Source organism: Arthrobacter sp. Y3222053 (assembly GCF_059092805.1).
Genome location: NZ_JBNHIA010000002.1, coordinates 679866 through 703277, shown reverse-complemented (window position 1 = coordinate 703277; position 23412 = coordinate 679866). Strand labels below are relative to the sequence as shown.

The following is a 23412-nucleotide window of genomic DNA, read 5'->3' as shown; positions in this document are numbered from 1 at the left end:
ACCATGAGCCTGACCAGGCGCCTGATTGCGGCCGGATTCGCCGACCTCGACAAGGGCTCGCGGTTCCTTGCCGCGCGTGAGCTGGAAGGCGTCGACGACGAGGCCCTGTTCGCGGGGCTGGCCTGCGCGGCCAGCCCGGATGCCGCGCTGTTCGGGCTGGTGCGGCTGCTGGAGCGCCGCCCGGACCTCGCCGCCGTGGTCAATGCGGGCGTCGATGAATCCGAGGCGCTGTTCCGGGTCCTCGGTGCCTCCGAGGCCCTGGGCGAGTTCATGGTCCGCCACCCCGAGGCAGCCGACGCCGCGCTGGTTCCGCTGCGCGCCGAACCGTCGGCCGTGCCCGCGGACCGGCTCCGCGCCTCGCTGCTGCACGCCGTCCAGGCGCGCGTGGTGCCCAACCCCGTGGCAGGCGCCTCCGGGCCGGAGGCCTGGGCTTCCCTGCGCACCGCGTACCGGCGGCATCTGGTGGATCTGGCCGTGCGGGATTTGGGCGCGGCGTCGCCCACCGACGCGATGCCCGCCGTCGGGCAGGAACTGGCCGACTTGGCCGCCGCCGCCCTCGAAGCCGCCCTCGCGGTGACGCGGGCCGAACTCGCCGCCCAGTACGACCCGCAGGACATCGCGGCGGTGCGCCTGGCCGTGATCGGCATGGGCAAGTGCGGGGCGGGGGAGTTGAACTACATCTCCGACGTGGACGTCATCTACGTCATTGATGCGCCCGGACTGGACGAGTCCCTTGCCGCGCGCATCGGCACCGCCCTGGCCTCCGGAATTGCCCGGGTGATCAACTCCCCGGCGGCCGAACCCGGGCTCTGGGAGGTGGACGCGAACCTGCGGCCCGAAGGACGCGACGGGCCGCTGGTGCGCACCCTCGACTCGCACCTGAACTATTACCGCCGGTGGGCCCAGACCTGGGAGTTCCAGGCCCTGCTGAAGGCCCGTGCCGTCGCCGGCGACCTGGATCTCGGCCGGCGTTACGAGGAAGCCGTCGCACCGCTGATCTGGTCCAGCTCCGAACGGGAGGGTTTCGTTGACTCGGTGCGCGCCATGCGCCGCCGTGTCACCGAGCACATCCCGCCGGCCGAGGCATCGCGGCAGCTGAAACTGGGCACCGGCGGGCTGCGGGACGTGGAGTTCACCGTCCAGCTGCTGCAGCTGGTGCACGGCCGGGTGGACGAGTCCCTGCGGCTGCGCAGCACCACCGCTGCGATCGCCGCCCTGAACGAGGGCGGGTACATCAGCCGCGAGGACGCCGTGGACTTCGACGCGGCCTACCGCTGGCTGCGCGTGCTCGAACACCGCATCCAGATGACGCAGATGCGCCGCACCCACCTGGTGCCCGAGAGCGAGGACGCACTGCGCGCCCTGGACAAGGCCGTCTCCGGTTCACTGACCCGGGTGCGCCCTTCAGCCCAGCGGCTTACCGAGGAATGGATGCGCATCCGCCGGCGGGTCCGCGGCCTGCACGAGAGCATCTTCTACCGCCCGCTGCTGAACACCGCCGCCAACCTCAGCGACGACGAGGTGCGGCTGACGCCGGAGGCCGCACAGGCACGGCTCGCGGCCCTGGGCTACGCCGACCCCAAGGGCGCCATGCGCCACATCGAGGCGCTGACGAACGGCGTCACCCGGCGCGCCCGGCTCCAGCGGCAGCTGCTGCCGGTCCTGCTGGGCTGGCTGGCCGACGGCGTGGACCCCGATGCCGGCCTGCTCGGGTTCCGGCGGCTCAGCGAATCCCTCGGGGACTCCCACTGGTACCTGGGCATGCTGCGGGACTCCGCGGCCGCCGGGGAGCGGCTGTGCAGCATCCTGTCCTCCAGCCGGTTCATCACCGATCTGCTGGAGGTCTCGCCCGAGGCCGCAGCATGGCTCGGCACCGACAAGGACCTGGCCCCGCGGTCCTTCGACGCCCAGTGGCAGGAAATCCGCGCCAAGGTTGCCCGGCACCCGGAAGCGGGAGAGGCCATCCGCCTGGTCCGGCTGATCCGGCGCCGGGAAATGCTGCGCATCGCCATTGCCGACAGCGCCCGGCTGCTGACCCAGGAGGAGGTGGGCAGGGCCCTTTCGGACGCCGACCGGGCCGCCGTCACGGGAGCCCTCCACATCGCCGAGCTCGAGGAGTACCGCAGCACTCCCGCCCTGACCGATCTGCTGGTGGTGGCCATGGGCCGGCAGGGCGGGCGGGAGATCGGCTACGGCTCCGACGCCGACGTGCTCTTCGTGCACCGGCCGCATCCCGGCGCCGACGCCGCCGCGGCGCAGGCGCAGGCGGAACGGCTGGTGACCCGCCTCTCGGCCCTGCTGCAGCAGCCGGTCACCCCCGCCGTGCTGGCCGAACGCACCCTGAGCCTGGACGCCGCGCTGCGTCCCGAGGGACGCAACGGTCCGATGGTTCGCTCCCTGGATTCCTACCGCGAGTATTACCAGCGCTGGTCCCTGATCTGGGAAGCGCAGGCCCTCCTGCGGGCACGGCAGATGGCCGGCAACGATGACCTGGGTGCGGACTTCCTGAAGATGGTGGATCCGGTGCGGTACCCGGAGCACCTCTCGGAGGAGGATGCACGCGAGATCCGGCGGGTGAAGGCCAGGGTGGAAGCCGAGCGCCTGCCCCGCGGGGCGGACCCCTCGCGGCACCTGAAACTGGGCCGCGGCGGGCTGACCGACGTGGAGTGGCTGGTGCAGCTGCTCCAGCTGCAGCAGGCCCATGCCCGGCCCGCGCTGCGGACCACCGCCACGCTTCCGGCGCTGGACGCCATCGAGGACGCGGGGCTGCTGCCGGCCGAGGACGTGCAGACCCTGCGGGAGGCCTGGCAGCTGGCCGGGCGCATTCGTAGCGCAAATGTTATCCGCGGCGGACGGAACCCCGATGTGCTGCCCGCATCCCGCCGCGACCTGGACGCCGTCGCCCGCTGGTGCGGCTATGCCGCAGGTCAGGGCGGGGTTTTGGAAGAGGACTACCTCCGCCTGACCCGCCGGGCCCGGCACGTGTTCGAGGAGCATTTCTACGGCTGAGCGGCCGTGCGGGCAGGCCCCGCGGCCCCGCCGGTTCGTTGCAGCGGCCTTTGGCTCGGTAGGCTCTAGGAGGTTTTTCAGCGGTCCACCGACCGCGATCCAGAGCTAGGAGAAACACTTTGCACAGCGGAAAACGGGCCCTGACCGGCCCGGCACGCCTGGCTGCGCCGCTGGTTGCCGTTCTGGCCGCCTTCGCGCTGCTGCTGGGACTGCCGGCACCAGGGGCACACGCCGCCGAGACAGCCGAAGGCAAAACCTTCGTCATCGGCACCGACACCACGTTCGCTCCCTTCGAGTTCCGCCAGGACGGCGAGCTCGTGGGCATCGACATGGACCTGATCAACGAGATCGCCGAGAACCAGGGCTTCAACGTGGAAGTCCGCTCGCTTGGCTTCGACGCCGCGCTGCAGGCACTGCAGTCCAACCAGGTCGACGGCGTGATCGCCGGCATGTCCATCACGGACGAGCGCCGGCAGATCTTCGACTTCTCGGATCCGTACTTCGAGTCCGGCGTCCAGATGGCCGTGGCCGAGAGCAACGACGAGGTCGGCGGGTACGAGGACCTCGAGGGCAAGCGGGTGGCGGTCAAGACCGGCACCGAGGGCCAGACCTTCGCCGAGTCCATCGCGGATGAGTACGGGTTCGAGGTCATCGCCTTCGCCCAGTCGGCGCAGATGTACGACGACGTGAAGTCCGGCGCCTCCGTGGCCGTCTTCGATGACTACCCGGTGCTGGCCTACGGCATCAAGTCCGGCAACGGGCTGAAGACCGTCACCGACAAGGAAGCCGGCAGCTCCTACGGCTTCGCGGTCAACAAGGGCACCAACCCGGAACTGCTGGCGGCCTTCAACGAGGGCCTCGCCGAGCTGCAGGAGAGCGGGCGCTACCAGGAGATCCTGGACACCTACCTCGACGCCGGCGCCGCCGACACGAGCTTCTGGGCCCTGCTCAAGGACAACGCCCCGGCCTTCGCCAAGGGCCTGGGACTGACCCTGCTCGCCACGGCCCTCTCGCTGCTCTTCGCCCTGATCCTGGGCGTGATCTTCGGTTTCTTCAAGGTCAGCGCCAACCGCGTCCTGCGCGGCGTGGCCACCACGTATGTGAGCATCTTCCGCGGCACCCCGGTGCTGGTCCAGGCCTTCTTCTTCTACTTCGGCCTGCCGCAGATCATCGGACAGCCGGTGGACGTGCTGACCGCCGGCGTGCTGACCCTGAGCCTGAACGCCGGCGCCTACATGACCGAGATCGTGCGCGGCGGCATCCAGTCCGTCGATCCGGGCCAGATGGAAGCGGCCCGCAGCCTGGGCCTGGGCTACGGCAAGACCATGCAGAAGGTCATCATTCCGCAGGCCGTGAAGATCATGACGCCCTCGTTCATCAACCAGTTCGTCATTACCCTGAAGGACACGTCGCTGCTGGCCGTCATCGGCTTCGCGGAGCTGACCTACCAGGCCCAGCAGATCTACGCGGTCAACTTCCGCACCGCCGAGGTCCTGCTGATCATCGCAGCCCTGTACTTCATCGTCATCACGCTGCTGACCCAGCTGGCGAACGTGCTGGATAAGAGGTTCAACAAGTGAACAAGATCGACGTCCGAGGGCTGAAGAAGTCCTACGGATCCAATGAAGTCCTCAAGGGCATCGACGCGGCCGTGGCCGAGGGCGAGGTGGTCTGCGTGATCGGCCCCTCCGGCTCGGGCAAGTCGACCTTCCTGCGCTGCCTGAACAAGCTGGAGGACATCACCGCCGGCACGGTCGTCGTCGACGGGTTCGACCTGACCGACCCCAAGGTGGACCTGAACAAGGTGCGCCAGCACATCGGCATGGTCTTCCAGCACTTCAACCTGTTCCCGCATATGACCGTGCTGGAGAACATCATGCTGGCGCCGGTGGAGCTGAAGAAGGGCCCGAAGGCGGAGATGCGGCAGCGGGCCCTGGACCTGCTGGACCGGGTGGGGCTGGCCGACAAGGCCGATGCCCGCCCCGCGCAGCTCTCCGGAGGCCAGAAGCAGCGCGTGGCGATCGCCCGTGCCCTGGCCATGCAGCCGGACATCATGCTCTTCGACGAGGCCACCAGCGCCCTGGACCCGGAGATGGTGGGCGAGGTGCTGCAGGTCATCCGTGACCTTGCCCGGGAAGGCATGACCATGGTCGTGGTCACCCACGAAATGGGCTTCGCCCGCGAAGTGGCGGACCGGGTCATCTTCATGGCGGACGGCTACATCGTGGAGGAGAACACCCCCGCGGAGCTGTTTGACCACCCGCAGGCTCCCCGCCTGCAGGACTTCCTGGCCAAGGTCCTCTAGGCCGGCGTACCGGCCGACGACGGCTGTGCGTTCCGAACCCAGGGGAACGCACCGCCGTCGTACCGGCGGTCGCAGCGCCGGGGCTGCCGGATTGGGAGATCCGGCAAGGGGATGGTAGAGTTATTCGTCGTTGCGGTTCGCCGCAAAGCATGCGCCTCTAGCTCAACTGGCAGAGCAATTGACTCTTAATCAATGGGTTCCGGGTTCGAGTCCCGGGGGGCGCACGGACAGATCGGACCCCGTCACGGCAGCAGCCGGGGCGGGGTCCTTTGCCGTTGGTCGTGAGTCATCGGGCAGCGGCCGTCGGCGCACCGGATGCGGAAAGTCCCCGCCTCCTGCCAAAGGGCGGGAGACGGGGACTTTCGGTGATCAGTACCGGCCCGGGGCCGGAACGGGATCAGCAGCCGTAGTAGAGCTCGAACTCGTAGGGGTTCGGGCGCAGCAGCAGCGGCTTGATCTCGTTCTCGCGCTTGTATTCGATCCAGGTGTCGATCAGGTCCTGGGTAAACACCCCGCCGGCCTGCAGGAACTCGTTGTCAGCCTCGAGAGCGTCCAGCGCCTCCTCGAGCGAGCCGGGAGCCTTCTTGATGTTCTTGGCCTCTTCAGCGGGCAGCTCGTAGAGGTCCTTGTCGATCGGGGCCTCCGGCTCGATGCGGTTGCGGATGCCGTCCAGGCCGGCCATCAGCTGCGCGGCGAAGGCCAGGTACGGGTTGGAGGAGGGGTCCGGCGCGCGGAACTCGATGCGCTTGGCCTTCGGGTTCGAGCCGGTGATCGGAATGCGGATGCCGGCGGAGCGGTTGCCCTGTGAGTAGACCATGTTCACGGGAGCCTCGAAGCCCTTGACCAGGCGGCGGTAGGAGTTCACCGTCGGGTTGGTGAAGGCCAGCACGGCCGAGGAGTGGGCCAGCAGGCCGCCGATGTACCAGCGGGCGATGTCGGAGAGCCCGGCGTAGCCCTTCTCGTCGTAGAACAGCGGCTCGCCGCCGTTCCACAGCGACTGGTGGCAGTGCATGCCGGAGCCGTTGTCACCGAAGATCGGCTTCGGCATGAAGGTCGCGGACTTGCCCCAGGCGTTGGAGACGTTCTTGACGATGTACTTGAACTTCAGCAGCGCATCAGCGGCGTGCGTCAGGGTGGTGAACTTGTAGTTGATCTCCGCCTGGCCGGCGCCGCCGACCTCGTGGTGGGAGCGCTCGACCTCGAGGCCGGCCTTGTCCAGCTCCACGCAGATCGCGTCGCGCAGGTCGGCCTGCTTGTCGACGGGGGAGACGGGGAAGTAGCCGCCCTTGAAGGGAGTCTTGTTGCCCAGGTTTCCGCCGGCCTCCTCGCGGCCGGTGTTCCACGGAGCCTCGATGGAATCGACCTTGTAGAAGCTGCCCTCCGGCTTGGACTCGTACTGGACGTTGTCGAAGATGAAGAACTCGGCTTCGGGGGCGAAGAAGGCGGTATCGGCGATGCCGGTCGACGCCAGGTAGGCCTCGGCACGCTCGGCGACGCCGCGGGGATCACGGTGGTAGGGCTCGCCGGTGCGCGGGTTCACGATGGAGAAGTTCAGGGCCAGGGTCTTCTCGACGCGGAAGGGGTCGATGAACGCGGTGGTCACATCGGGAATCAGCTGCATATCCGACTCGGCGATGCCCTGGAAGCCGCGGATGGAGGACCCGTCGAAGAGCTGGCCGTTCACGAAGAAGTCCGCGTCGACGGTCTTGGCAGGGACGTTGAAGTGCTGCTGCACGCCCGGCAGGTCGGTGAACCGGATGTCGACAAACTTCACATCTTCTTCGGCGATGAACTGGAGGACCTCGTCCGCGTTCTTGAACATCGTTTCTGTGCTCCTTTTACCTGTATGGGTGGAGGTGCGCCCTGTGGCGGGGCCTCCGGCGACCGGACGGGACGGCCGCCCTGCGCTTGAACAGCACTCTATGGGCCGCCGATTTCCCGTCCATGACGCATTTGTTTCCGGGACGTTACGGTGAACCGGGTTCTTTTTCCACCCTATCGCGGAACGCCCAGCAACCTGATAAAAGGTCCCCGGCCCGGCCCGGGCGGCCCCGGCACGGCCATCGCGGGTAGGCTTAAACGGTGGTTGACAGAAGAGACATCGGCTCCTGGCTGCAGGGCCCGCCGACAGACGAATCGCAATGGCCCGGACGCAGGCTCGGCCTGCCGCCCACCGGCCCGGGATCAATCGCCCGGGTAGGACCCCGGGTGGGAGCGCTGGCCCTGGACTGGGCGCTGGCCTCCCTGATCGCCTATGCCTTCTTCGGCGGAACAGAGATCTCCATCCTCGTGGTCTTCGCGGTGGAGCAGATCCTGCTGGTCGGCCTGCTGGGCTTCAGCGTCGGCCACCGCATCTTCGGCATGCAGGTGCAGAAACTCAGCGGCGGGCCGGCCGGCCCCCTGGCCGGCGTGGTCCGGACGGTGCTGCTCTGCCTCGTGGTGCCGGCGTTGATCCTCGACGCCGACCAGCGCGGCCTGCACGACCGGGCGATGGGCACCGTGCTCGTCAAGGTCGACTTCCGCTCCCGCTCCTGATCCGCGGCCCGGAACCGTTCCGGCAGCGCGCGGCGGCCGCCGTCGCACATCATCTTCAAATTCTGCACAAAATGCGGAAGGCCCCCCGGAGAAATCCGGGGGGCCTTCCGCATTTGTGACGGCGGCGGGCGGTCAGCGTCCGCGCATGGCCCGGCGGTCGGGGCGGGCCTTGTACGGGTCGATGCCCTTGGGGATCGGAAGCTTGCTGCCCAGGGCCGCCAGGCGCTTGTTGACGGCCTGGACCTCCTGCTTGGTCAGGGCCTTGTCCATCTTCTTCATCTTCTTGGCGACCTGCTGCAGCGGCACCTGGTTCTCGCCGCGGCCGGTCTGGATGACGTGGACCGGAACGTTGGGCACGATGCGGGACATGCGCCGCCGTTCGCCGTCGACCAGGGTCCGCACACGGGTTGCGGGCCCTTCGGTCACCAAGACGATGCCCGGCCGGCCGATGGCACGGAAGACCGCGTCCTGGCTGCGGGGGTTGACCGCCACGGGCTGCTCCTCCACGATCCAGCCACGGCGCAGCACGCTCAGCGAAGCGCCGGCGGCACCGGGACGGCCTTCAAGCTGGCCGAAGGCGGCACGCTCGGCGCGGCGGGAGAGCACCAGCATGGCTCCGAGCAGGCCCAGCGGGATCGCGATGATCAGCATCGTGATCCAGTTGTTGATCAGCAGGCCAATCAGCAGGCCCACGGCGACGACGCCGAGGAACACGCCCACCATGATCCAGACCAGGTTCGGGTCGTTCCGGCGCGTCATCCGGAAGATGTCGCCCATCTGCTTGAACCGGCCCGGTTCCTTGTTCTTCTTCTCCTTGGGCTTGCGGGAGAAGACGCCGCGGCGGGGAGTCTTGGATGCGTCGGGGTCAGTGCTGTTGGCCATAATGCGTCAATTCTACGTGATGGTGCCGGGACCCGACGGCAGCATCAGGCATGCGCCGGGCCCGACGGCGGGGGCGGGCGGAACGGTCAGGAGGGCAAGATCGGAAGACGGCGGGCCGTCCCGGCGCGGAGCCGGACGGGCTCAGCGGCGGGCCAGGACCGAGGAGGCCTCCTGCAGGGTGGTGCCGGCGTCTTCGATGTGGGCCAGATGCGCGGGCAGCTCCAGGCCCTTGCGGCGCATGGCGGTGGCCCAGAGACGGCCGGCACGGTAGGACGAACGCACCAGGGGCCCGCTCATGACGCCCAGGAATCCCATCTCCAGCGCTTCGTCACGGAGGTCGACGAACTCCTCGGGCTTCACCCAGCGGTCCACCGGCAGGTGCCGTTCGCTGGGCCGCAGGTACTGGGTGATGGTGAGCAGGTCGCAGCCGGCCTCCTGCAGGTCGCGCATCGCTTCGGAGAGCTCTTCTCGGGTCTCGCCCATGCCGAGGATCAGGTTGGATTTGGTGACCATGCCCAGCTTCTGCCCCTGCGTGATGACGTCCAGGGACCGTTCATAGCGGAAGGCGGGCCGGATGCGCTTGAACAGCCGCGGCACCGTCTCGACGTTGTGGGCGAAGACCTCCGGGGCGGCGTCACAGATGGCCTGGATGTGCTCGGGGCGGCCGGAGAAGTCCGGGATCAGGATCTCGACGCCGGTGCCGGGGTTCAGTTCGTGGATCTTGCGGATGGTCTCGGCGTAGAGCCAAACCCCTTCGTCGGCCAGGTCGTCACGGGCGACGCCGGTGACCGTCGCGTAGCGCAGGTTCATGGACTGCACGGAGCGGGCCACCTTCAGCGGCTCCAGCAGGTCGACGGGGGAGGGCTTGCCGGTGTCGATCTGGCAGAAGTCGCAGCGCCGGGTGCATTCGGAGCCGCCGATGAGGAACGTGGCCTCACGGTCCTCCCAGCATTCGAAGATGTTGGGGCAGCCGGCTTCCTCACAGACGGTGTGCAGGCCCTCCTGCTTCACCTGCTGCTTGAGTTCGACGTACTCCGGGCCCAGGTGCACCTTGGCCTTGATCCATTCCGGCTTGCGCTCCACCGGCACGGCGGAGTTGCGCTGTTCAATCCGCAGCATGCGGCGGCCCTCGGGGGCGATGGTCATGGCGTGGCTCCTTCCAGCGGCGCGCCGGCGCCGGTGAGCCGCGCGCTGCGCAGGCTCAGTTCGTGTTCGACCCGGGGGAGGACGTCCGCCGGGGTGACGGTGCGGCCGAGCTCGGCCGACAGGGAGGTGGTGCCGGCATCGGTGATGCCGCAGGCGATGATCTGGGCGTACGGTGCCAGGTCGTTGCTGCAGTTCAGCGAGAACCCGTGCATGGTCACGCCGTGGTCGATCCGGATGCCGATGGCGGCGATCTTCCGGTCCGCGGCGCCGTCGACGCCGCGGATCCACACGCCGGATCGCCCCGCTATCCGTTCACCGGACAGGCCGTAGCCGGCCAGCACCGCAATGAGGGCGTCTTCCAACGTGTCAACGTAGTCGGCCACCCTCGCCGGATCCGCCAGCCGCACGATCGGGTAGCCGACGAGCTGGCCCGGACCGTGCCAGGTGAGCTTGCCGCCGCGGTCGACGTTGACCACCGGAGTGCCGTCAAAGGGGCGCTCATGCGGTTCCGTCCGCCTGCCCGCCGTATAGACGGCGGCGTGCTCCAAAAGCAGCACGGTGTCGGGGGCATCGTCCGCCAGCACGGCTGCATGCAGCCGCCGCTGGTGTTCCCAGCCCTCCAGGTAATCCACGAAGTTCGGATCCAGCCCGATGCGCGAGAACTCCAATGCCATGCGCAACAGCCTAGACCCCTTTGCGGTATGGATCACCCTTCTTACGCCGAGCCGCGCCCGGCCTACTTGTGGACAGGCCCGGCAGTGCGGAAAACGATGCGCTAAACATGGCGCATGGACTCTCCCGGACACCGTTCCCACGCCGCTTCGGCCGGGGCTGACAGGCCGCCGTCGGTTTCCGCCGCTGCTGAAACCCCGGCGCCTCCGGATCCCGGCCCCGGACTGCGGGTCCGCCGATATCTCGGCGCCGGATCGGCCAGCCGGGTCTGGCTTGTGGAGGGCCCCGGCGGACCTGCCGCCCTCAAAGTGGGGCTCCGGACGGTGGGGGATGCCGCGACTTTCGAGATCCGCCGTGAGGCCAACGTCCTGTCCCGGTACCGGCACGAAAACCTGCTGCGCATCGAGGGCATCCTCGACACCGACCAGGGCCCGGCCCTGCTGCTTGAATACGCTGCGGGCGGCAGCGCGGCCGCCATGGTGTCCGCGCGCGGGTCCCTGCCGGTGGGCGAGGCCGTGACGGTGCTGGTGGGCATCGCCCAGGCCCTCGCCTGCCTGCATGGGCAGGGAGCGGCGCACGGCGACGTCTCGCCGTCGAACGTGCTTTTTGACGCCGAGGGCCGCCCGCTGCTGGCGGACCTGGGGGCCGTCCGCCTGCTCGGCGCCGGCCAGGCCCCGGCCGGCACCCCGGGGTTCGAGGATCCGGCGGCGCAGGACGGGCCCCTGCTGAACCTTTCCTCCGATGTCTTCGCCCTCTGCGCGGTGGGCTGGTACCTGCTCACGGGGGCGCCCCCGCCGCCCGGGAAACGCAGGGCTCCGCTTCCCGTGCTGCGGTCCGACGTGCCGGTCCAGCTGGCTGCGGCCCTTGAGGCGGGCCTGGCCGAGGACCCGCGGCAGCGCCCCGGAGCCGATGAACTGGCCCGCCTGGTCTACGCCGCGGCACCTCCCGCTCCGCTGGATCTGGTTCCGGGGGCCCATGTGAGCGAACTGCCGATCCTGCGCACCCGGCACCGGCGTCCCTCGGCGGAACCGCGCCGGCGGGGCCTGCGCCGGCTGCGGGTACGGCTGGCCGGGTACGGCGGCACCCCGCATCCCTGGCGGAGAGGACGGCGATGGGGCCGGGCATCGTCCGGGGCCCGTGCGGGCAGCCGGGCGCTTCTGATCGCGGCAACGGGCGCCGCCGCCGTCGTGGCGGTCCTGGCCGTCGTCGCGGTGGCGGCCCCCGGGCTGCTGGGCGGTCCCGGAGATTCCATGTCGCGGGACGCCGCACAGCCGCGTCCGGCGGCGGTGCGGGGAACCGCTGCACCGGGACCGGGCGCGCCGCCGGAGACCCGGCCGCAGGCCGGCGGCCCGGATCCCCGGGACCCCGCAACCGCCGCTCCTGAGGCCAGGACGCCGGAAGAGGGAGCCTCAGCAGGCAGCCCAACGGGGGACCCGTCTCCGGCGGGCGGCGGCCCGGCGCCGGCTGCGTCCGCCGGGGTGCCGGATGATCCCGGCAGCGCGGTGGCCGAACTGGCGCGGCTCCGGATGCAGGCCCTTGCCTCGGCGGACGCCGCGGCGCTCGGACGGGTCAACGAGCCGGACTCGCCGGCGATGAAGGCCGACGCCGCGCAGGTGGACCGCCTGCAGGCCGCAGGCCGCCGACTCATTCCCGCCGGGGAGCCGAAGGTCCTGGCCGTGGAGGTACTGCAGCGCGACGCCGGTGCAGCGCTGGTCCGGCTGGAGCTGTCCGTTCCGGGCTGGGAGGAGCGGGACCTGGCCGGAGCAGCGGTACGGACCACGGAGGGGCCGGTCACCCAGCGGGTTGTCCTGCAGCTGGTGCAGGGGGAGGGCGGGTGGCTGATCCGCGACGTGTTCCCGGACGCGCCCTGACCGGGCCGCAGGGGCACCGGCCGATAGGATCGGATTCATGAGCCCACTTCCCTATCTGCGATACCCGCACCTGCACGACGGCCTGGTGACCTTCGTGGCCGAGAACGACGTCTGGCTCGCCCCGGTGGACGGCGGACGTGCCTGGCGCCTCTCCGCCCTGCAGCTTCCCGCCGCGAATCCGCGCTTCTCGCCGGACGGCAGCACGATCGCGTGGACGGTCATCCAGGGCAGCGCCCCGGAGGTGGTCTCGGCGGACGTTGAAGGAGGGCAGTTCCGCCAGCTCACGTTCTGGGGCACCCAGAACACCCGGGTCAGGGGCTTCACGCCGGCCGGCCACGTCCTGGCCACCAGCCCGGCGGGCCACGAGGACCGCCGGCTGCCCCGTGCCTACGAGGTCCCGCTGGACGGCTCCGCGCCGCGCCTGCTGCCCTTCGGGCCGGCGGACACCGTGGTGCACGGCCCGGCGGTGGGCGATGAGCGTCCCGTCCTCGTCGGCACCGTCATCACCCGGGAGCAGGCCTGGTGGAAGCGCTACCGCGGCGGAACCGCCGGGCGGCTCTGGATCGACCGCGACGGCAGCGGCGAATTCGTCCGGCTGGTCCCGGAGCTCGACGGCAACCTCTCCGATCCGATGTGGATCGGCGACAGGATCGCCTTCCTGTCCGATCATGAGGGCTACGGCAACCTCTATTCCGTGACTCCGCAGGGCGGGGACCTGCGGCGGCATACCGACTTCGACGGCTTCTACGCGCGGCACGCCGCGACCGACGGCCGCCGCATCGTTTTCGAGTCCGCGGGCCGGATCTGGCTGCTTGACTCGCTCGACGCCGAGGCCCGGGTGCTGGACATCCGCCTGGGCTCCGCGGCCACCGGACGCCGGCCCCGCCCGCTGGACGTCGCCGCGCACCTCGCCGGTGTGGTTCCGGCCGCGGACGGAACGGCCAGCGTCGTGGAAAGCCACGGCACGCTTCACTGGCTGACCCACCGCGACGGGCCGTCGCGCACCATCGAGGCGACTCCGGGCGTGCGGGCACGGCTGGGCCGGCCCCTGGGCGGAGACCGGACCGTGTTCGTCTCCGACCACGACGGCGTGGAAACCCTGTGCATAGCCCCGCTGTTCGACGCCGCGCCGGCCCGGCCCGCCACGGCGGCCGACGACGCCGTCCAGGCGCCGCCCGCACCGGCGGAGGAAACCGGGGAGGAGGAGGAACTGCCCCTGCCCAAGCCGGTTGCCGCTTCCTCCGGACTGCCGCGCACCCTGCCCGCCGCGGAAGCCGCCGCCGGGTCCGGCGTAGCGGCAGATGACGAGGACCGCTCCGATGACGCGTCCGGGCAGCAGGCGACGGAAGCCGCGGGGGCGGCTGCCGTCCCTGAGGCGCAGCAGCCGCAGGGCACACGCCGGTTCCCGCTGCCGGCGCCCACCCGGATCGCCACGCTGGCGGTTGCCCCGGACGCTTCCCGGGTGGCGGCCGGTACCGAGCAGGGCCAGGTGCTGCTGCTCGACGTCGCCGACGGCTCCTTCACTGAACTGGCCGCAACCTCCGGGGGAGCGGTCACCGATCTGGCGTTCTCGCCGGACGCCCGATGGCTGGCGTGGGCGGAGCCGGTGGCGGGCACCGAGCGGACCCGCATCCGGCTGCAGCCGGTGGAAGGCTCCGGCGACGCCGTTGACGTCACGGACGGCCGGTTCGCGGACCATTCGCCGTCGTTCACCCGCGACGGGAAGTTCCTTGCCTTCCTCTCCGAGCGCAGCTTCGATCCGGTGTACGACACGCACCGGTTCGACCTGAGCTTCCCGTCGTCCACCAAGCCCTACCTGACGGCCCTGGCCGCGGACACGCCGTCGCCGTTCGGTCCCTCCGTCCACCCGGCTCCGCCGGCGGTGCAGGAACCGGGTGCCGCCTCCGACGACCCCGCCGTCGCCGGAGACGGGAAGCCGGAGCCGGTGCGGGTGGATCCCGCCAACATCGCTGACCGCATCATCCCCGTGCCCGTGGCCCAGGGTCGCTATAACAGCCTCACCGCGGTCGACGGCGGGCTGCTGTGGCTCGCGCGCGAGAGCAGCGGAACCACCGGCGAGGGCCGTGCACGCCCGCAGGACCGGGATCCCGCGGCACGGCTGGAACGGTTCGACCTGGCCCGCCGCGAAACCACCGTCCTGGTGCCGGCCGCGGACTCCTATGAAGTCAGCGCGGACGGAAAGACCGTTGTGCTGGTGCACGAGCGCCGGGTGCGCGCGGTGCCGGCCGCTGCACCGGTCGACGGGGATTCGCCGGAGAACGTGGACGTCGACTTGGGCCGCATCCGGGTCCTGCTGGATCCCGCCGCCGTCTGGGGGCAGGAGTTCGATGAGGCCTGGCGCCTGCAGCGTGACTTCTTCTGGGCCGACGACATGGCCGGCATCGACTGGGACGCGGTCCGGGACCGCTACCGCCCGCTGCTCGAGCAGATCGGCTCGCATGACGACCTCGTCGACGTGCTCTGGGAAATGCACGGAGAACTCGGAACCTCGCACGCGTATGTGACGCCCCGGCCCGCCGGGGAACGGGGGTACACCGGCCAGGGCTTCCTCGGGGCCGACCTGCACCGCACCGGACGCGGCTGGGAGGTGCGGCGGGTGCTGGCCTCCGAAGGCTCCGACCCGCAGGCGGTGTCGCCGCTGAGCGCCCCCGGGGCGGACGTCCATCCGGGCGACGTGATCGAGGCCGTGGACGGCGTGGCCGTACCCGCGGCCCAGGGCCCTGCGGCCCTGCTGGTCAACGCCGCGGGGCGCACCGTGGAGCTGACCGTCCGGCGCCCGGAGGACGGGAGCGTCCGCCGGATCGCCGTGGTGCCGATCGGCAGCGAGGAACGGCTGCGGTACCAGAACTGGGTCCACGGTAACCGGCGCGTGGTCCGGGAGGCCTCCGACGGCAGCTTCGGCTACCTGCACGTCCCCGATATGACCGCCAACGGCTGGGCACAGCTGCACCGCGACCTCGACGCGGAAACCGCCAAGGACGCCCTGGTCATCGACGTGCGCCGCAACCGCGGCGGGCACACGTCCCAGCTGGTGGCGGAGCTGATCGGCCGCAAGGTCAACGCGTGGACCTTCCCGCGCGGGCAGGAACCGACGTCCTACCCCTCCCACGCCCCGCGCGGGCCCGTGGTGGTCCTGGTTGACGAGTTCGCCGGATCCGACGGCGACATCATCACCCAGATCGTGAAGCTGCGCGGGATCGGCCCGGTCATCGGCACCCGGACCTGGGGCGGCGTCGTCGGCATCGACAACCGTTTCGCACTGGCGGACGGCACGGTGGTGAACCAGCCCCGCTACGCCTACTGGTTCAGCGGCGGAGCCGGCTTCGGCGTGGAGAACCGTGGCGTGGAGCCGGACATCGAGGTGGCGTTCCCGCCGCATGCGTGGGCGGCGGGGGAGGACCCGCAGCTGGAGCAGGGCGTGGCCATCCTCAAGGAAATGCTCTCGGAACTGCCGACGGACCGCCCGCCGGCACGTTCAGGCTACCCGTCGCTGCGGCCGCCGGCGCTTGGGCCGCGGCCGCAGGACGGCAGGGCCTAGGACTCGAGGCTGGCGTCGAGGGTGATCTCGACGCCGGCCAGGGCCTGGGAGACGGGGCAGCCGGCCTTGGCGTTCTCGGCCAGGTCGAGGAACTGCTCGGCGCTGATGCCCGGCACGACCGCCGAGACCGTCAGATGGCTGCCGGTGATGCCGGTGCCGGGTACGAAGCTGACCTTCGCGTCGGTGGTGATCCGCTCGGCGGTCTTGCCGGCTTCGGCCAGCGCGTTGCTGAAGGCCATGGAGAAGCAGGCGGAGTGGGCGGCGGCGATGAGCTCCTCCGGGCTGGTCTTCCCGCCGGATTCCTCGGCGCGTGCCTTCCACGTGACGTCGTAGGTGCCCAGCCCCGAGCTGTCCAGGGTGACGTCGCCCTTGCCGTTGAACAGGTCGCCGTTCCAGACGGTGTGGGCTGATCGGACTGTAGCCATGATGCTCCTTAATCGGGGGACCTGGTGCCGGCACCGGGACCGGCGTCACATTTCATCCTAGGGGCGCCGCCCGCGGAGCATCCAGACCGCCGGCCCGGAAGCGGTGGCCCTCCGCGGAGCGGTGCTGCCCGGACGATCGGCAGGCGGCGGTGCCGTGCCTGCTCAAGGGGCAGGGCCCGTTAAATGGGCGGGGCCCCTGCCGCGGCGCGGCAGGGGCCCCGAAGCAATCGGGATGGACTAGTTCCACATGGTGGCCAGCGCAACGTTGACCACGGTGAGGATGCCGACGCCGTTGGCCAGGCCCTTGCCGACGGGCTGGTCCTTCTTGTAGCGGCGCTGGCCGATGAAGGCCATGACGGCGATGACCAGGGCAATCAGGAGCTTGACGCCCACCTTCATGTGGTTGACAGCGCCGTCGCCCATCTCGTTCAGGCCCACGAGCAGGATGCCGGTCACCAGCTGCAGCAGTGCTGCGTGGAACTGGCCGGGGACCACGGTGGGGTTCTTGATGCGGGCAATCCAGAGGCCGACGATGAGGCCGGCACCGAGGATGTGCAGGAAGACAAGGAAGCTGTGAAGGAAGTCCATGCCTCCAGCTTACCGACGCGGTGTTGGCATTTCCGAATCCGGCGGATAACAGTTCTACAACACGTAGAAGTCCGTGAAGCCGGTACGGAAAAGGGCCGGCCGGACGCTCCTTGGGGAGTGCCCGGCCGGCCCTTCAGCTGTGCCCGGGAAGGCTACAGGCCGAGATCCGCGGAGAAGTTGCCCTCCTCCAGGCGTGCCTTCAGCGTCTGCAGGAACCGGCCCGCATCCGCCCCGTCCACCAGGCGGTGGTCGTAGGTCAGCGAAAGGTACATCATCGACCGGATGGCGATGGTGTCATTGCCATCCGCATCCTGGATGACCATCGGACGCTTGACGATCGCACCGGTGCCCAGGATGCCCACCTGCGGCTGGTTGATGATCGGAGTGTCGAAGAGGGCCCCGACGCTGCCGATGTTCGTGATCGTGAAGGTGCCGCCGGAGAGCTCGTCCGGGCCGATCTTGTTGCTGCGGGTGCGCGCCCCGACGTCGGCGATCTTCTTGGCCAGGCCGGTGATGTTCAGGTCGCCGGCGTCGTTGATGACCGGAACCAGCAGGCCCTTCTCAGTGTCCACCGCGATCGCCAGATGCTCGGCGTCGTGGTAGGTGATCTCCTGGCTCTCGGCGTCGTAGGACGCGTTGAGCTTCGGGTGCTGCTTCAGCGCCTCAACCACAGCCTTGGCGATGAACGGAAGGAAGGTCAGCTTCGCCCCGTTCTGCGCCTGGAAGTTCGCCTTGGCGGCGTCGCGCAGCTTGGCGATGCGGGTCATGTCGACCTCGTGCACCTGGGTCAGCTGGGCGGACTCCTCGAGGGACTCCATCATGCGGCGGGCGATGGTCTGCCGGATGCGCGGAGCCTTGACCGTGGTGCCGCGCAGCTTCGAAGCCTCGGCGCTCGGAGCGGCTGCAGCGGGCGCCTTGGACTCCGCGGCGGGAGCCGGTGCGGCCTGCTTGGCCTTCGCGGCTTCGGCGGCGTCCAGCACGTCCTGCTTGCGGATGCGGCCGGCAACGCCGGAACCCTTCACGGCGGACAGGTCCACGCCGTGCTCGTTGGCGAGCTTGCGCACCAGCGGAGTCACGTAGGTGCCCTCCGACCGGTCGCCCGCCTCCTGCTTGGGCGCTTCCTGCTTCGGGGCTTCCTGCTTCGGGGCTTCCTGCTTGGGAGCTTCCTGCTTGGGAGCTTCCTGCTTGGGAGCTTCCTGCTTGGGCTCGGGCTCAGCGGCAGGAGCCTCGCGCTCGTCCTTGGACGCCGCGGCCACCGGCTCGGCTTCCTTCGGCTCGGCCTTGGCGGGGGCGTCCGCGCCGGAGCCAATCACGGCGAGGACGGAACCGACCTCAGCCGTCTCGTCTTCGGCGACCTTGATCTCCAGCAGCTTGCCGGCCACGGGGGAGGGGATCTCGGTGTCGACCTTGTCGGTGGATACCTCCAGCAGCGGCTCGTCGACGGCGACATCATCGCCGACCTGCTTCAGCCAGCGGGTGACGGTGCCCTCGGTCACCGACTCGCCCAGTGCGGGGAGGGTGACGTCGGTGCCGTCAGCGGAGCCCGATGCGGATGCGTCCTGGGCGGGAGCCTCTTCCGCTGCGGGCTCGGGCGTCTCCTCGGCGGGAGCCTCCTGGGCCGGGGCCTCCTGGTTGGCGGCACTGCCGCCGTCGTCCTTGGCCTCGGAGCCGGAGCCGTCGCCGATGCGCACCAGCGGGGCACCGACTTCGGCGGTCTCGTCCTCGGCCACCAGGATTTCCTCGATGACGCCGGCCACGGGGGACGGAATCTCGGTGTCGACCTTGTCGGTGGACACCTCCAGCAGCGCTTCGTCGACCTCGACGCGGTCGCCGACCTGCTTCAGCCAGCGGGTGACGGTACCCTCGGTGACGCTTTCACCAAGGGCGGGCAAGTTCACGGTTTCAGACATTTCGTCCCCGTCTCTCCTTGTGTAGATCTTCTGTCACCAGCCGTGGCGCTGGTGGCGGTGGTCCTGCAGCCGGCCGGACCAGGCTGATCCGGCCGGCAAACGTCTGTGTCAGCCGTGGAGCGGCTTGCCGGCGAGGGCCATGGCGGCCTCGCCGAGAGCCTCATTCTGGGTCGGGTGGCCGTGGATCAGCCCGGCAATGTCCTCAGGGTACGCTTCCCAGTTCACGATGAGCTGGGCCTCGCCCACCTGCTCGCCCATCCGGCCGCCGATCATGTGCACGCCCACGATGGGGCCGTCCTTTTCGCGGACCAGCTTGACCAGGCCGGAGGAGCCGAGGATCGAGGTCTTGCCGTTGCCGGCCAGGTTGTATTCCTGAACCTCGACGTTGCCGTCGCCGTACTTTTCCTTGGCCTTGGGCTCGGTCAGGCCGACCGAGGCGATCTCGGGCTCGCAGTAGGTCACCTTCGGAATGTTGACGTCCTCGACGATCACCGGGTTCAGGCCGGCGATCTCCTCGGCCACGAAGATGCCCTGCTGGAAGCCGCGGTGCGCCAGCTGCAGGCCCGGAACGATGTCGCCGACGGCGTAGATGTTGCCTACGCCGGTGTGCAGGCGCTCATTGGTAATAACGAATCCGCGGTCGATGGTGATCCCGGCTTCCTCGAAGCCGAGGTTGGCCGTGACCGGGCCGCGGCCGACGGCGACCAGCAGCAGGTCCGCTTCGAAGGTCTTGCCGTCGGCCAGAGTGACGACGACGCCGTTCTCGTTCTGCTCGACCTTCTCGAAGAAGATGCCGGTGCTGAACTTGATGCCGCGCTTCTTGTAGGCGCGCTCCAGGTTCTTGATGATCGCCGGGTCCTCGTTGGGGACCAGGGAAGGCAGGCCCTCGACGATGGTCACATCGACGCCGAAGGAGTTCCACACCGAGGCGAACTCGACGCCGATGACGCCGCCGCCCAGGATGACCGCGCTCTTGGGCACGTAGTCCAGGGTCAGGGCCTGGTCGGAGGTGATGACCCGGCCGCCGATCTCGAGGCCCGGCAGGGTGCGGGAGTAGGAGCCCGTGGCCAGGATGATGTTCCTGCCGCGGTAGGCGGTGCCGGCGACCTCGATGGTATCCTTGCCGGTCAGGCGGCCTTCGCCCTCGATGACGGTGATGCCCTTGGACTTCACCAGGCCCTGCAGGCCGCGGAACTTGCCGGCGATGATGCCGTCCTTGTACGCGTTCACTGCAGCCATGTCGACGTCGAGGAAGTTGGCCTTGATGCCGTATTTCTCAGCGGACTTGGCGTTCTCGGCGATCTCCGCCGAGTGCAGGAGCGCCTTGGTGGGGATGCAGCCGTTGTGCAGGCAGGTGCCGCCCAGCTTGGCTTTTTCCACGAGGCCCACGGACATGCCGAGACCGGCGGCGCGCAGCGCGGCCGCGTAACCGCCGCTGCCTCCCCCGAGGACCAAAATATCGAATTCCTGCTCTGCTGCCTTATCGGCCACGGAAACGCTCCCTCGCGTAATCGAACGACGCGCCGAGGGGCGCGCCTGGTGATTGGTGGGTGGTGATGATCTCGTCTCACCCTATCGCCACGGCCCGGCCTGCTCCACTTGCTGCAGGCCGGGCGGCGGCGATTGTAATGAGAAACACGCGCCTCATGCGGCGCACAGGTTGCAGGAGTGCCTGCAGTTGGCGTAACGGGTGCTACTCGGAGCGGGCGACGACGTCCTCCGCGTAGGCCACCAGGGTGCGCACCGCGACGCCGGTTCCCTCCTTCGGGGTGTAGCCGTACGGGGCACCCTCGTTGAAGGCCGGGCCGGCGATGTCCAGGTGCGCCCAGGGGATCGGGCTGCCGCCGGACTCGCCGACAAATTCGCGCAGGAAGCTGGCGGCCGTCATCATGCCGCCGAAGCGTTCACCGTGGTTGGAGATGTCGGCGACCTGCGAATCCAGGCTGGCCCGCAGCTCCTCCGGGATCGGCATGGTCCAGAACAGCTCGCCGGCGCGGTCCGCGGCCGCCTTGACGGCGTCGCGCACCCCTTCATCGCCCATGACCGCGCTGACCCGGTTGCCGAGGGCGATCATCTGGGCGCCGGTCAGGGTCGCCACGTCGATCAGGGCGTCGGGCTCCTCCTGGCTGGCGGCCACCATGCCGTCGGCCATGACCAGCCGGCCCTCGGCGTCGGTGTTCAGCACCTCAACGGTCTTGCCGCCGTACATGGTGAGCACATCCGAGGGCCGCTGGGCGGTGCCGGACGGCATGTTCTCGGCAAGGCAGAGCCACGAGGTCACCTTGACGGGCAGCCCGAGCGCGGCGACGGCGAGCACGGCGTTGAGGACGACGGCGGCGCCGGCCATGTCGCACTTCATGGTCTGCATGCCGGCCGCCGGCTTCAGCGAGAGTCCGCCGGAGTCGAAGGTGATGCCCTTGCCGACGAGGGCCAGCTTGGCCTTGGCCCTGGCCGGCGCGTATTCGACCTTGACCAGGCGCGGCGGGCGCGAGGACCCCTTGCCGACCCCGAGGATGCCGCCGAAGCCCTCCCGTTCGAGTTTCTTCTCGTCCCAGACGGTGACCTTGACCGGCAGGCCGCGGGCGGCCTCACGGGCCGCCGCCGCGAACGTCTCCGGATAGAGATGGCTGGGGGGCTGGTTGACCAGCGTGCGGGTGGAGTTCACCGCCCGGGCCAGGATCCGTGCACGCTCCAGCGCTTCGGGCAGGCCACGCTCGTCCGCGGCCGGGGTGATGACGGTGATGTCCCGGACCGGGGCGGCGGAGGCGGCGGAGCTGCTGCGGTGCTCTGTGTAGCTGTAGGCGCCGAACAGGGCGCCCTCGGCGATCGCGGCCGCGTCGGCGACGGTGCCGGCGGGCAGGGCCAGGGCGACGGACCCGGTGCCGGCCAGCTGCCGGACGGCGGAGCCGGCGGCACGGCGCAGCGCCTCGGGGCTCAGCTGCACGCCGTTGCTGACGTCCCCCACACCGACCAGGACGAGCATTTCGGCGTCGACCTCAGGCAGTCCGGGGAGGCGGTGGACCTGGTCAACGGCGCCGGTAACGCCCAGCAGGGCGAGGGAGCCGGAGAGGGCGGCCGAGGCCTTGGGGGGCAGCGGGCTGTCAATCAGCGCCGGCCCGCCTGCGGCCTTGCCGACTCCGACCACCAGCGCCTGCGCCGGAACCCGGCGGACGTCTTTCGCGGTGACGGACAGAACCGGCTCGTTGGCTTTGCTCACGAAACTACTTCCTCACTTCGTTCGGTGTCTGGTTGCCTTCCCTTCCCGATCGTAGTCCCTCGCCCCGGGCGCGCCCGCCGCCCGCCGCCCGCCGGCCGGCGGCGGGATGGAATGAAAGACGGCACCGGCGGCGTTTAGTCTGTAATGGAGCGATCAGCAGGCCAGGGAAGCTTCCCGGGCGCGGATTTCGGGAGCGGCTGCGCCGCCCGCATGGACCACGTACAGGCACTATGGCCGGAAAGGGGTAGGAATGCTTGATCCGCAGACCCTGTTCAACATTGATCCGGCAGCGGCCGGTTCCGCCGGCGGCCTGCGCGGAGCACCGCTGCTGGCCGGCTTCACCGGATTCGCCGACGCCGGCCACGTGGTGTCACAGATCCGCGAGGAGCTGTTCGAAAACCTCGAGCACGAGCTTGTGGCAACGTTCGACGCCGATCAGCTCATTGACTACCGTTCCCGCCGCCCGACCATCACGTTCCTCGAGGACCACCTCGAGGAGTACGAGGCGCCGCGCATCGAACTGCACCGCATGTCGGACGGGCTCGGCGAGCCGTTCCTGTTCCTGACCGGGTTCGAGCCGGACCTGCAGTGGGAACGCTTCACGGCCGCCGTCCTCGAGCTGGTCCGCACCCTCGACGTCGGACTCGTCGCCTGGATCCACTCGGTGCCCATGCCGGTGCCGCACACCCGTCCGATCGGGGTGACCGTGCACGGCAACCGGCCCGACCTCATCGAGGGCATCAGCTCCTGGCGTCCGACCGCGCAGATTCCGGCGTCCATTGGACACCTGCTGGAGCTGCGGCTGGCCGCGGCCGGGATCGACGTCGTCGGGCATGTGGTGCACGTGCCCCACTACCTCGCCGATGCGGAGTTTCCGCCCGCCGCCGTGGCGGGCCTGGAATACCTCGGCGCGACCGCGTCCGTCGTCCTGCCGACAGACCGGTTGCGCGAGGCGGGCCGGGAGATCGAACGGCAGATCGCAGAGCAGGTGGAGGCCTCGGCGGAGGTCAAGGGCGTGGTCACCACCCTTGAGCGGCGCTACGACGAATACACGGAGAGCACCGTGCGCCGCAGCCTGCTGGTGAAGGACAATGACGAGATCGCCGACGCCGAAGAGCTCGGCGCCGCGGCTGAGGCCTTCCTGGCCAGCGCGGCCGGCGCAGCGGAGGCGGCGGAGAGCGGCGAGGCCGGCGGTGCCGGGTCAACGGAGGAAACGGACAGCAGTGGACAGGCGGACAGGGCACACCACGGACCGCGCGGCGACGAAACGGGGCGCTGAGACACGCCGGACCG

At 69.8% G+C, this 23412-nt stretch carries 16 protein-coding genes and 1 tRNA gene; 8 read left to right on the top strand and 9 right to left on the bottom strand.

The window, feature by feature from the left end:
* The first annotated feature begins 3 nt into the window (after nucleotides 1-3).
* The 4 genes from AC5RUW_RS07460 (at nucleotide 4) to AC5RUW_RS07445 (ending at nucleotide 5538) form a co-directional block, all read left to right on the top strand.
* Nucleotides 4-3009, top strand: a complete 3006-nt coding sequence (locus AC5RUW_RS07460) for a bifunctional [glutamine synthetase] adenylyltransferase/[glutamine synthetase]-adenylyl-L-tyrosine phosphorylase (RefSeq protein ID WP_494160088.1) — start codon at nucleotides 4-6, stop codon at nucleotides 3007-3009.
* A 119-nt stretch (nucleotides 3010-3128) separates the two neighbouring features.
* Nucleotides 3129-4589, top strand: a complete 1461-nt coding sequence (locus tag AC5RUW_RS07455) for an amino acid ABC transporter substrate-binding protein/permease (protein WP_494160087.1) — start codon at nucleotides 3129-3131, stop codon at nucleotides 4587-4589.
* Nucleotides 4586-5314, top strand: a complete 729-nt coding sequence (locus tag AC5RUW_RS07450) for an amino acid ABC transporter ATP-binding protein (protein WP_494160086.1) — start codon at nucleotides 4586-4588, stop codon at nucleotides 5312-5314. The genes AC5RUW_RS07455 and AC5RUW_RS07450 overlap by 4 nt, the downstream gene beginning before the upstream one ends.
* A 151-nt stretch (nucleotides 5315-5465) precedes the next feature.
* Nucleotides 5466-5538, top strand: a tRNA-Lys gene (locus tag AC5RUW_RS07445).
* A 173-nt stretch (nucleotides 5539-5711) separates the two neighbouring features.
* Here AC5RUW_RS07445 and glnA read toward each other — a convergent pair.
* Complete coding sequence (gene glnA, locus AC5RUW_RS07440; protein WP_494006763.1) at nucleotides 5712-7136, bottom strand: type I glutamate--ammonia ligase; 1425 nt, start codon at nucleotides 7134-7136, stop codon at nucleotides 5712-5714.
* Nucleotides 7137-7396: 260 nt separating this feature from the next.
* On the opposite strand from glnA, the gene AC5RUW_RS07435 reads away from it, so the two are divergent.
* Entirely contained in the window at nucleotides 7397-7849 is a 453-nt protein-coding gene (locus tag AC5RUW_RS07435; protein ID WP_494160085.1) for an RDD family protein, read from the top strand.
* Nucleotides 7850-7981: 132 nt separating this feature from the next.
* Here AC5RUW_RS07435 and AC5RUW_RS07430 read toward each other — a convergent pair whose 3' ends face one another.
* The 3 genes from AC5RUW_RS07430 to lipB form a co-directional block, all read right to left on the bottom strand.
* A complete protein-coding gene (locus AC5RUW_RS07430; protein ID WP_494006765.1) occupies nucleotides 7982-8731 on the bottom strand; it encodes a DUF4191 domain-containing protein in 750 nt (249 codons plus the stop codon).
* Nucleotides 8732-8872: 141 nt separating this feature from the next.
* On the bottom strand, nucleotides 8873-9877 hold the full coding sequence (gene lipA / locus AC5RUW_RS07425) for a lipoyl synthase (RefSeq protein ID WP_494160084.1): 1005 nt from the start codon (nucleotides 9875-9877) through the stop codon (nucleotides 8873-8875).
* A complete protein-coding gene (gene lipB, locus AC5RUW_RS07420; RefSeq protein WP_494006767.1) occupies nucleotides 9874-10557 on the bottom strand; it encodes a lipoyl(octanoyl) transferase LipB in 684 nt (227 codons plus the stop codon). The genes lipA and lipB overlap by 4 nt, the downstream gene beginning before the upstream one ends.
* A 108-nt stretch (nucleotides 10558-10665) precedes the next feature.
* Here lipB and AC5RUW_RS07415 point away from each other — a divergent pair, with 108 nt between their 5' ends.
* Both AC5RUW_RS07415 and AC5RUW_RS07410 read left to right on the top strand, forming a co-directional pair.
* Nucleotides 10666-12420 carry a protein kinase domain-containing protein gene (locus AC5RUW_RS07415; protein WP_494160083.1) on the top strand — a complete coding sequence of 585 codons (1755 nt, stop codon included), beginning with the start codon at nucleotides 10666-10668 and terminating at the stop codon, nucleotides 12418-12420.
* Nucleotides 12421-12457: 37 nt separating this feature from the next.
* Nucleotides 12458-15979: a S41 family peptidase gene (locus AC5RUW_RS07410; RefSeq protein ID WP_494160082.1), complete on the top strand. Its 3522-nt coding sequence runs from the start codon at nucleotides 12458-12460 to the stop codon at nucleotides 15977-15979.
* Here the strand turns inward: AC5RUW_RS07410 and AC5RUW_RS07405 are convergent.
* From AC5RUW_RS07405 to AC5RUW_RS07385, 5 genes are all read right to left on the bottom strand, one after another.
* Nucleotides 15976-16404: an OsmC family protein gene (locus tag AC5RUW_RS07405; protein ID WP_494160081.1), complete on the bottom strand. Its 429-nt coding sequence runs from the start codon at nucleotides 16402-16404 to the stop codon at nucleotides 15976-15978. The two genes, AC5RUW_RS07410 and AC5RUW_RS07405, sit on opposite strands and share 4 nt — an antisense overlap.
* Before the next feature lie 237 nt (nucleotides 16405-16641).
* A complete protein-coding gene (locus tag AC5RUW_RS07400; protein WP_494160080.1) occupies nucleotides 16642-16992 on the bottom strand; it encodes a hypothetical protein in 351 nt (116 codons plus the stop codon).
* A gap of 152 nt (nucleotides 16993-17144) precedes the next feature.
* The gene (gene sucB / locus AC5RUW_RS07395) at nucleotides 17145-18902 is read right to left on the bottom strand and encodes a 2-oxoglutarate dehydrogenase, E2 component, dihydrolipoamide succinyltransferase (protein ID WP_494160079.1); all 1758 of its coding nucleotides are present in this window, start codon (nucleotides 18900-18902) and stop codon (nucleotides 17145-17147) included.
* A gap of 108 nt (nucleotides 18903-19010) precedes the next feature.
* Nucleotides 19011-20393: a dihydrolipoyl dehydrogenase gene (lpdA, locus tag AC5RUW_RS07390; protein ID WP_494006773.1), complete on the bottom strand. Its 1383-nt coding sequence runs from the start codon at nucleotides 20391-20393 to the stop codon at nucleotides 19011-19013.
* A 202-nt stretch (nucleotides 20394-20595) separates the two neighbouring features.
* Nucleotides 20596-22119, bottom strand: coding sequence for a leucyl aminopeptidase (locus AC5RUW_RS07385; RefSeq protein WP_494160078.1), 1524 nt, complete (start codon nucleotides 22117-22119; stop codon nucleotides 20596-20598).
* Between the two features lie 250 nt (nucleotides 22120-22369).
* Between AC5RUW_RS07385 and AC5RUW_RS07380 the strand changes: the two genes are divergently transcribed.
* Complete coding sequence (locus AC5RUW_RS07380; protein WP_494160077.1) at nucleotides 22370-23398, top strand: proteasome assembly chaperone family protein; 1029 nt, start codon at nucleotides 22370-22372, stop codon at nucleotides 23396-23398.
* The last annotated feature ends 14 nt before the right edge of the window (nucleotides 23399-23412 follow it).

What these genes read in the sequence shown, in the direction of transcription:
- AC5RUW_RS07415 (WP_494160083.1), top strand. Translation starts at nt 10,666, where the DNA reads ATGGACTCTCCCGGACACCGTTCCCACGCCGCTTCGGCCGGGGCTGAC.
- AC5RUW_RS07405 (WP_494160081.1), bottom strand. Translation starts at nt 16,404, where the DNA reads ATGGCTACAGTCCGATCAGCCCACACCGTCTGGAACGGCGACCTGTTC.
- AC5RUW_RS07380 (WP_494160077.1), top strand. Translation starts at nt 22,370, where the DNA reads ATGCTTGATCCGCAGACCCTGTTCAACATTGATCCGGCAGCGGCCGGT.
- AC5RUW_RS07430 (WP_494006765.1), bottom strand. Translation starts at nt 8,731, where the DNA reads ATGGCCAACAGCACTGACCCCGACGCATCCAAGACTCCCCGCCGCGGC.
- lipA (WP_494160084.1), bottom strand. Translation starts at nt 9,877, where the DNA reads ATGACCATCGCCCCCGAGGGCCGCCGCATGCTGCGGATTGAACAGCGC.
- glnA (WP_494006763.1), bottom strand. Translation starts at nt 7,136, where the DNA reads ATGTTCAAGAACGCGGACGAGGTCCTCCAGTTCATCGCCGAAGAAGAT.
- AC5RUW_RS07400 (WP_494160080.1), bottom strand. Translation starts at nt 16,992, where the DNA reads ATGGACTTCCTTCACAGCTTCCTTGTCTTCCTGCACATCCTCGGTGCC.
- AC5RUW_RS07460 (WP_494160088.1), top strand. Translation starts at nt 4, where the DNA reads ATGAGCCTGACCAGGCGCCTGATTGCGGCCGGATTCGCCGACCTCGAC.
- sucB (WP_494160079.1), bottom strand. Translation starts at nt 18,902, where the DNA reads ATGTCTGAAACCGTGAACTTGCCCGCCCTTGGTGAAAGCGTCACCGAG.
- AC5RUW_RS07410 (WP_494160082.1), top strand. Translation starts at nt 12,458, where the DNA reads ATGAGCCCACTTCCCTATCTGCGATACCCGCACCTGCACGACGGCCTG.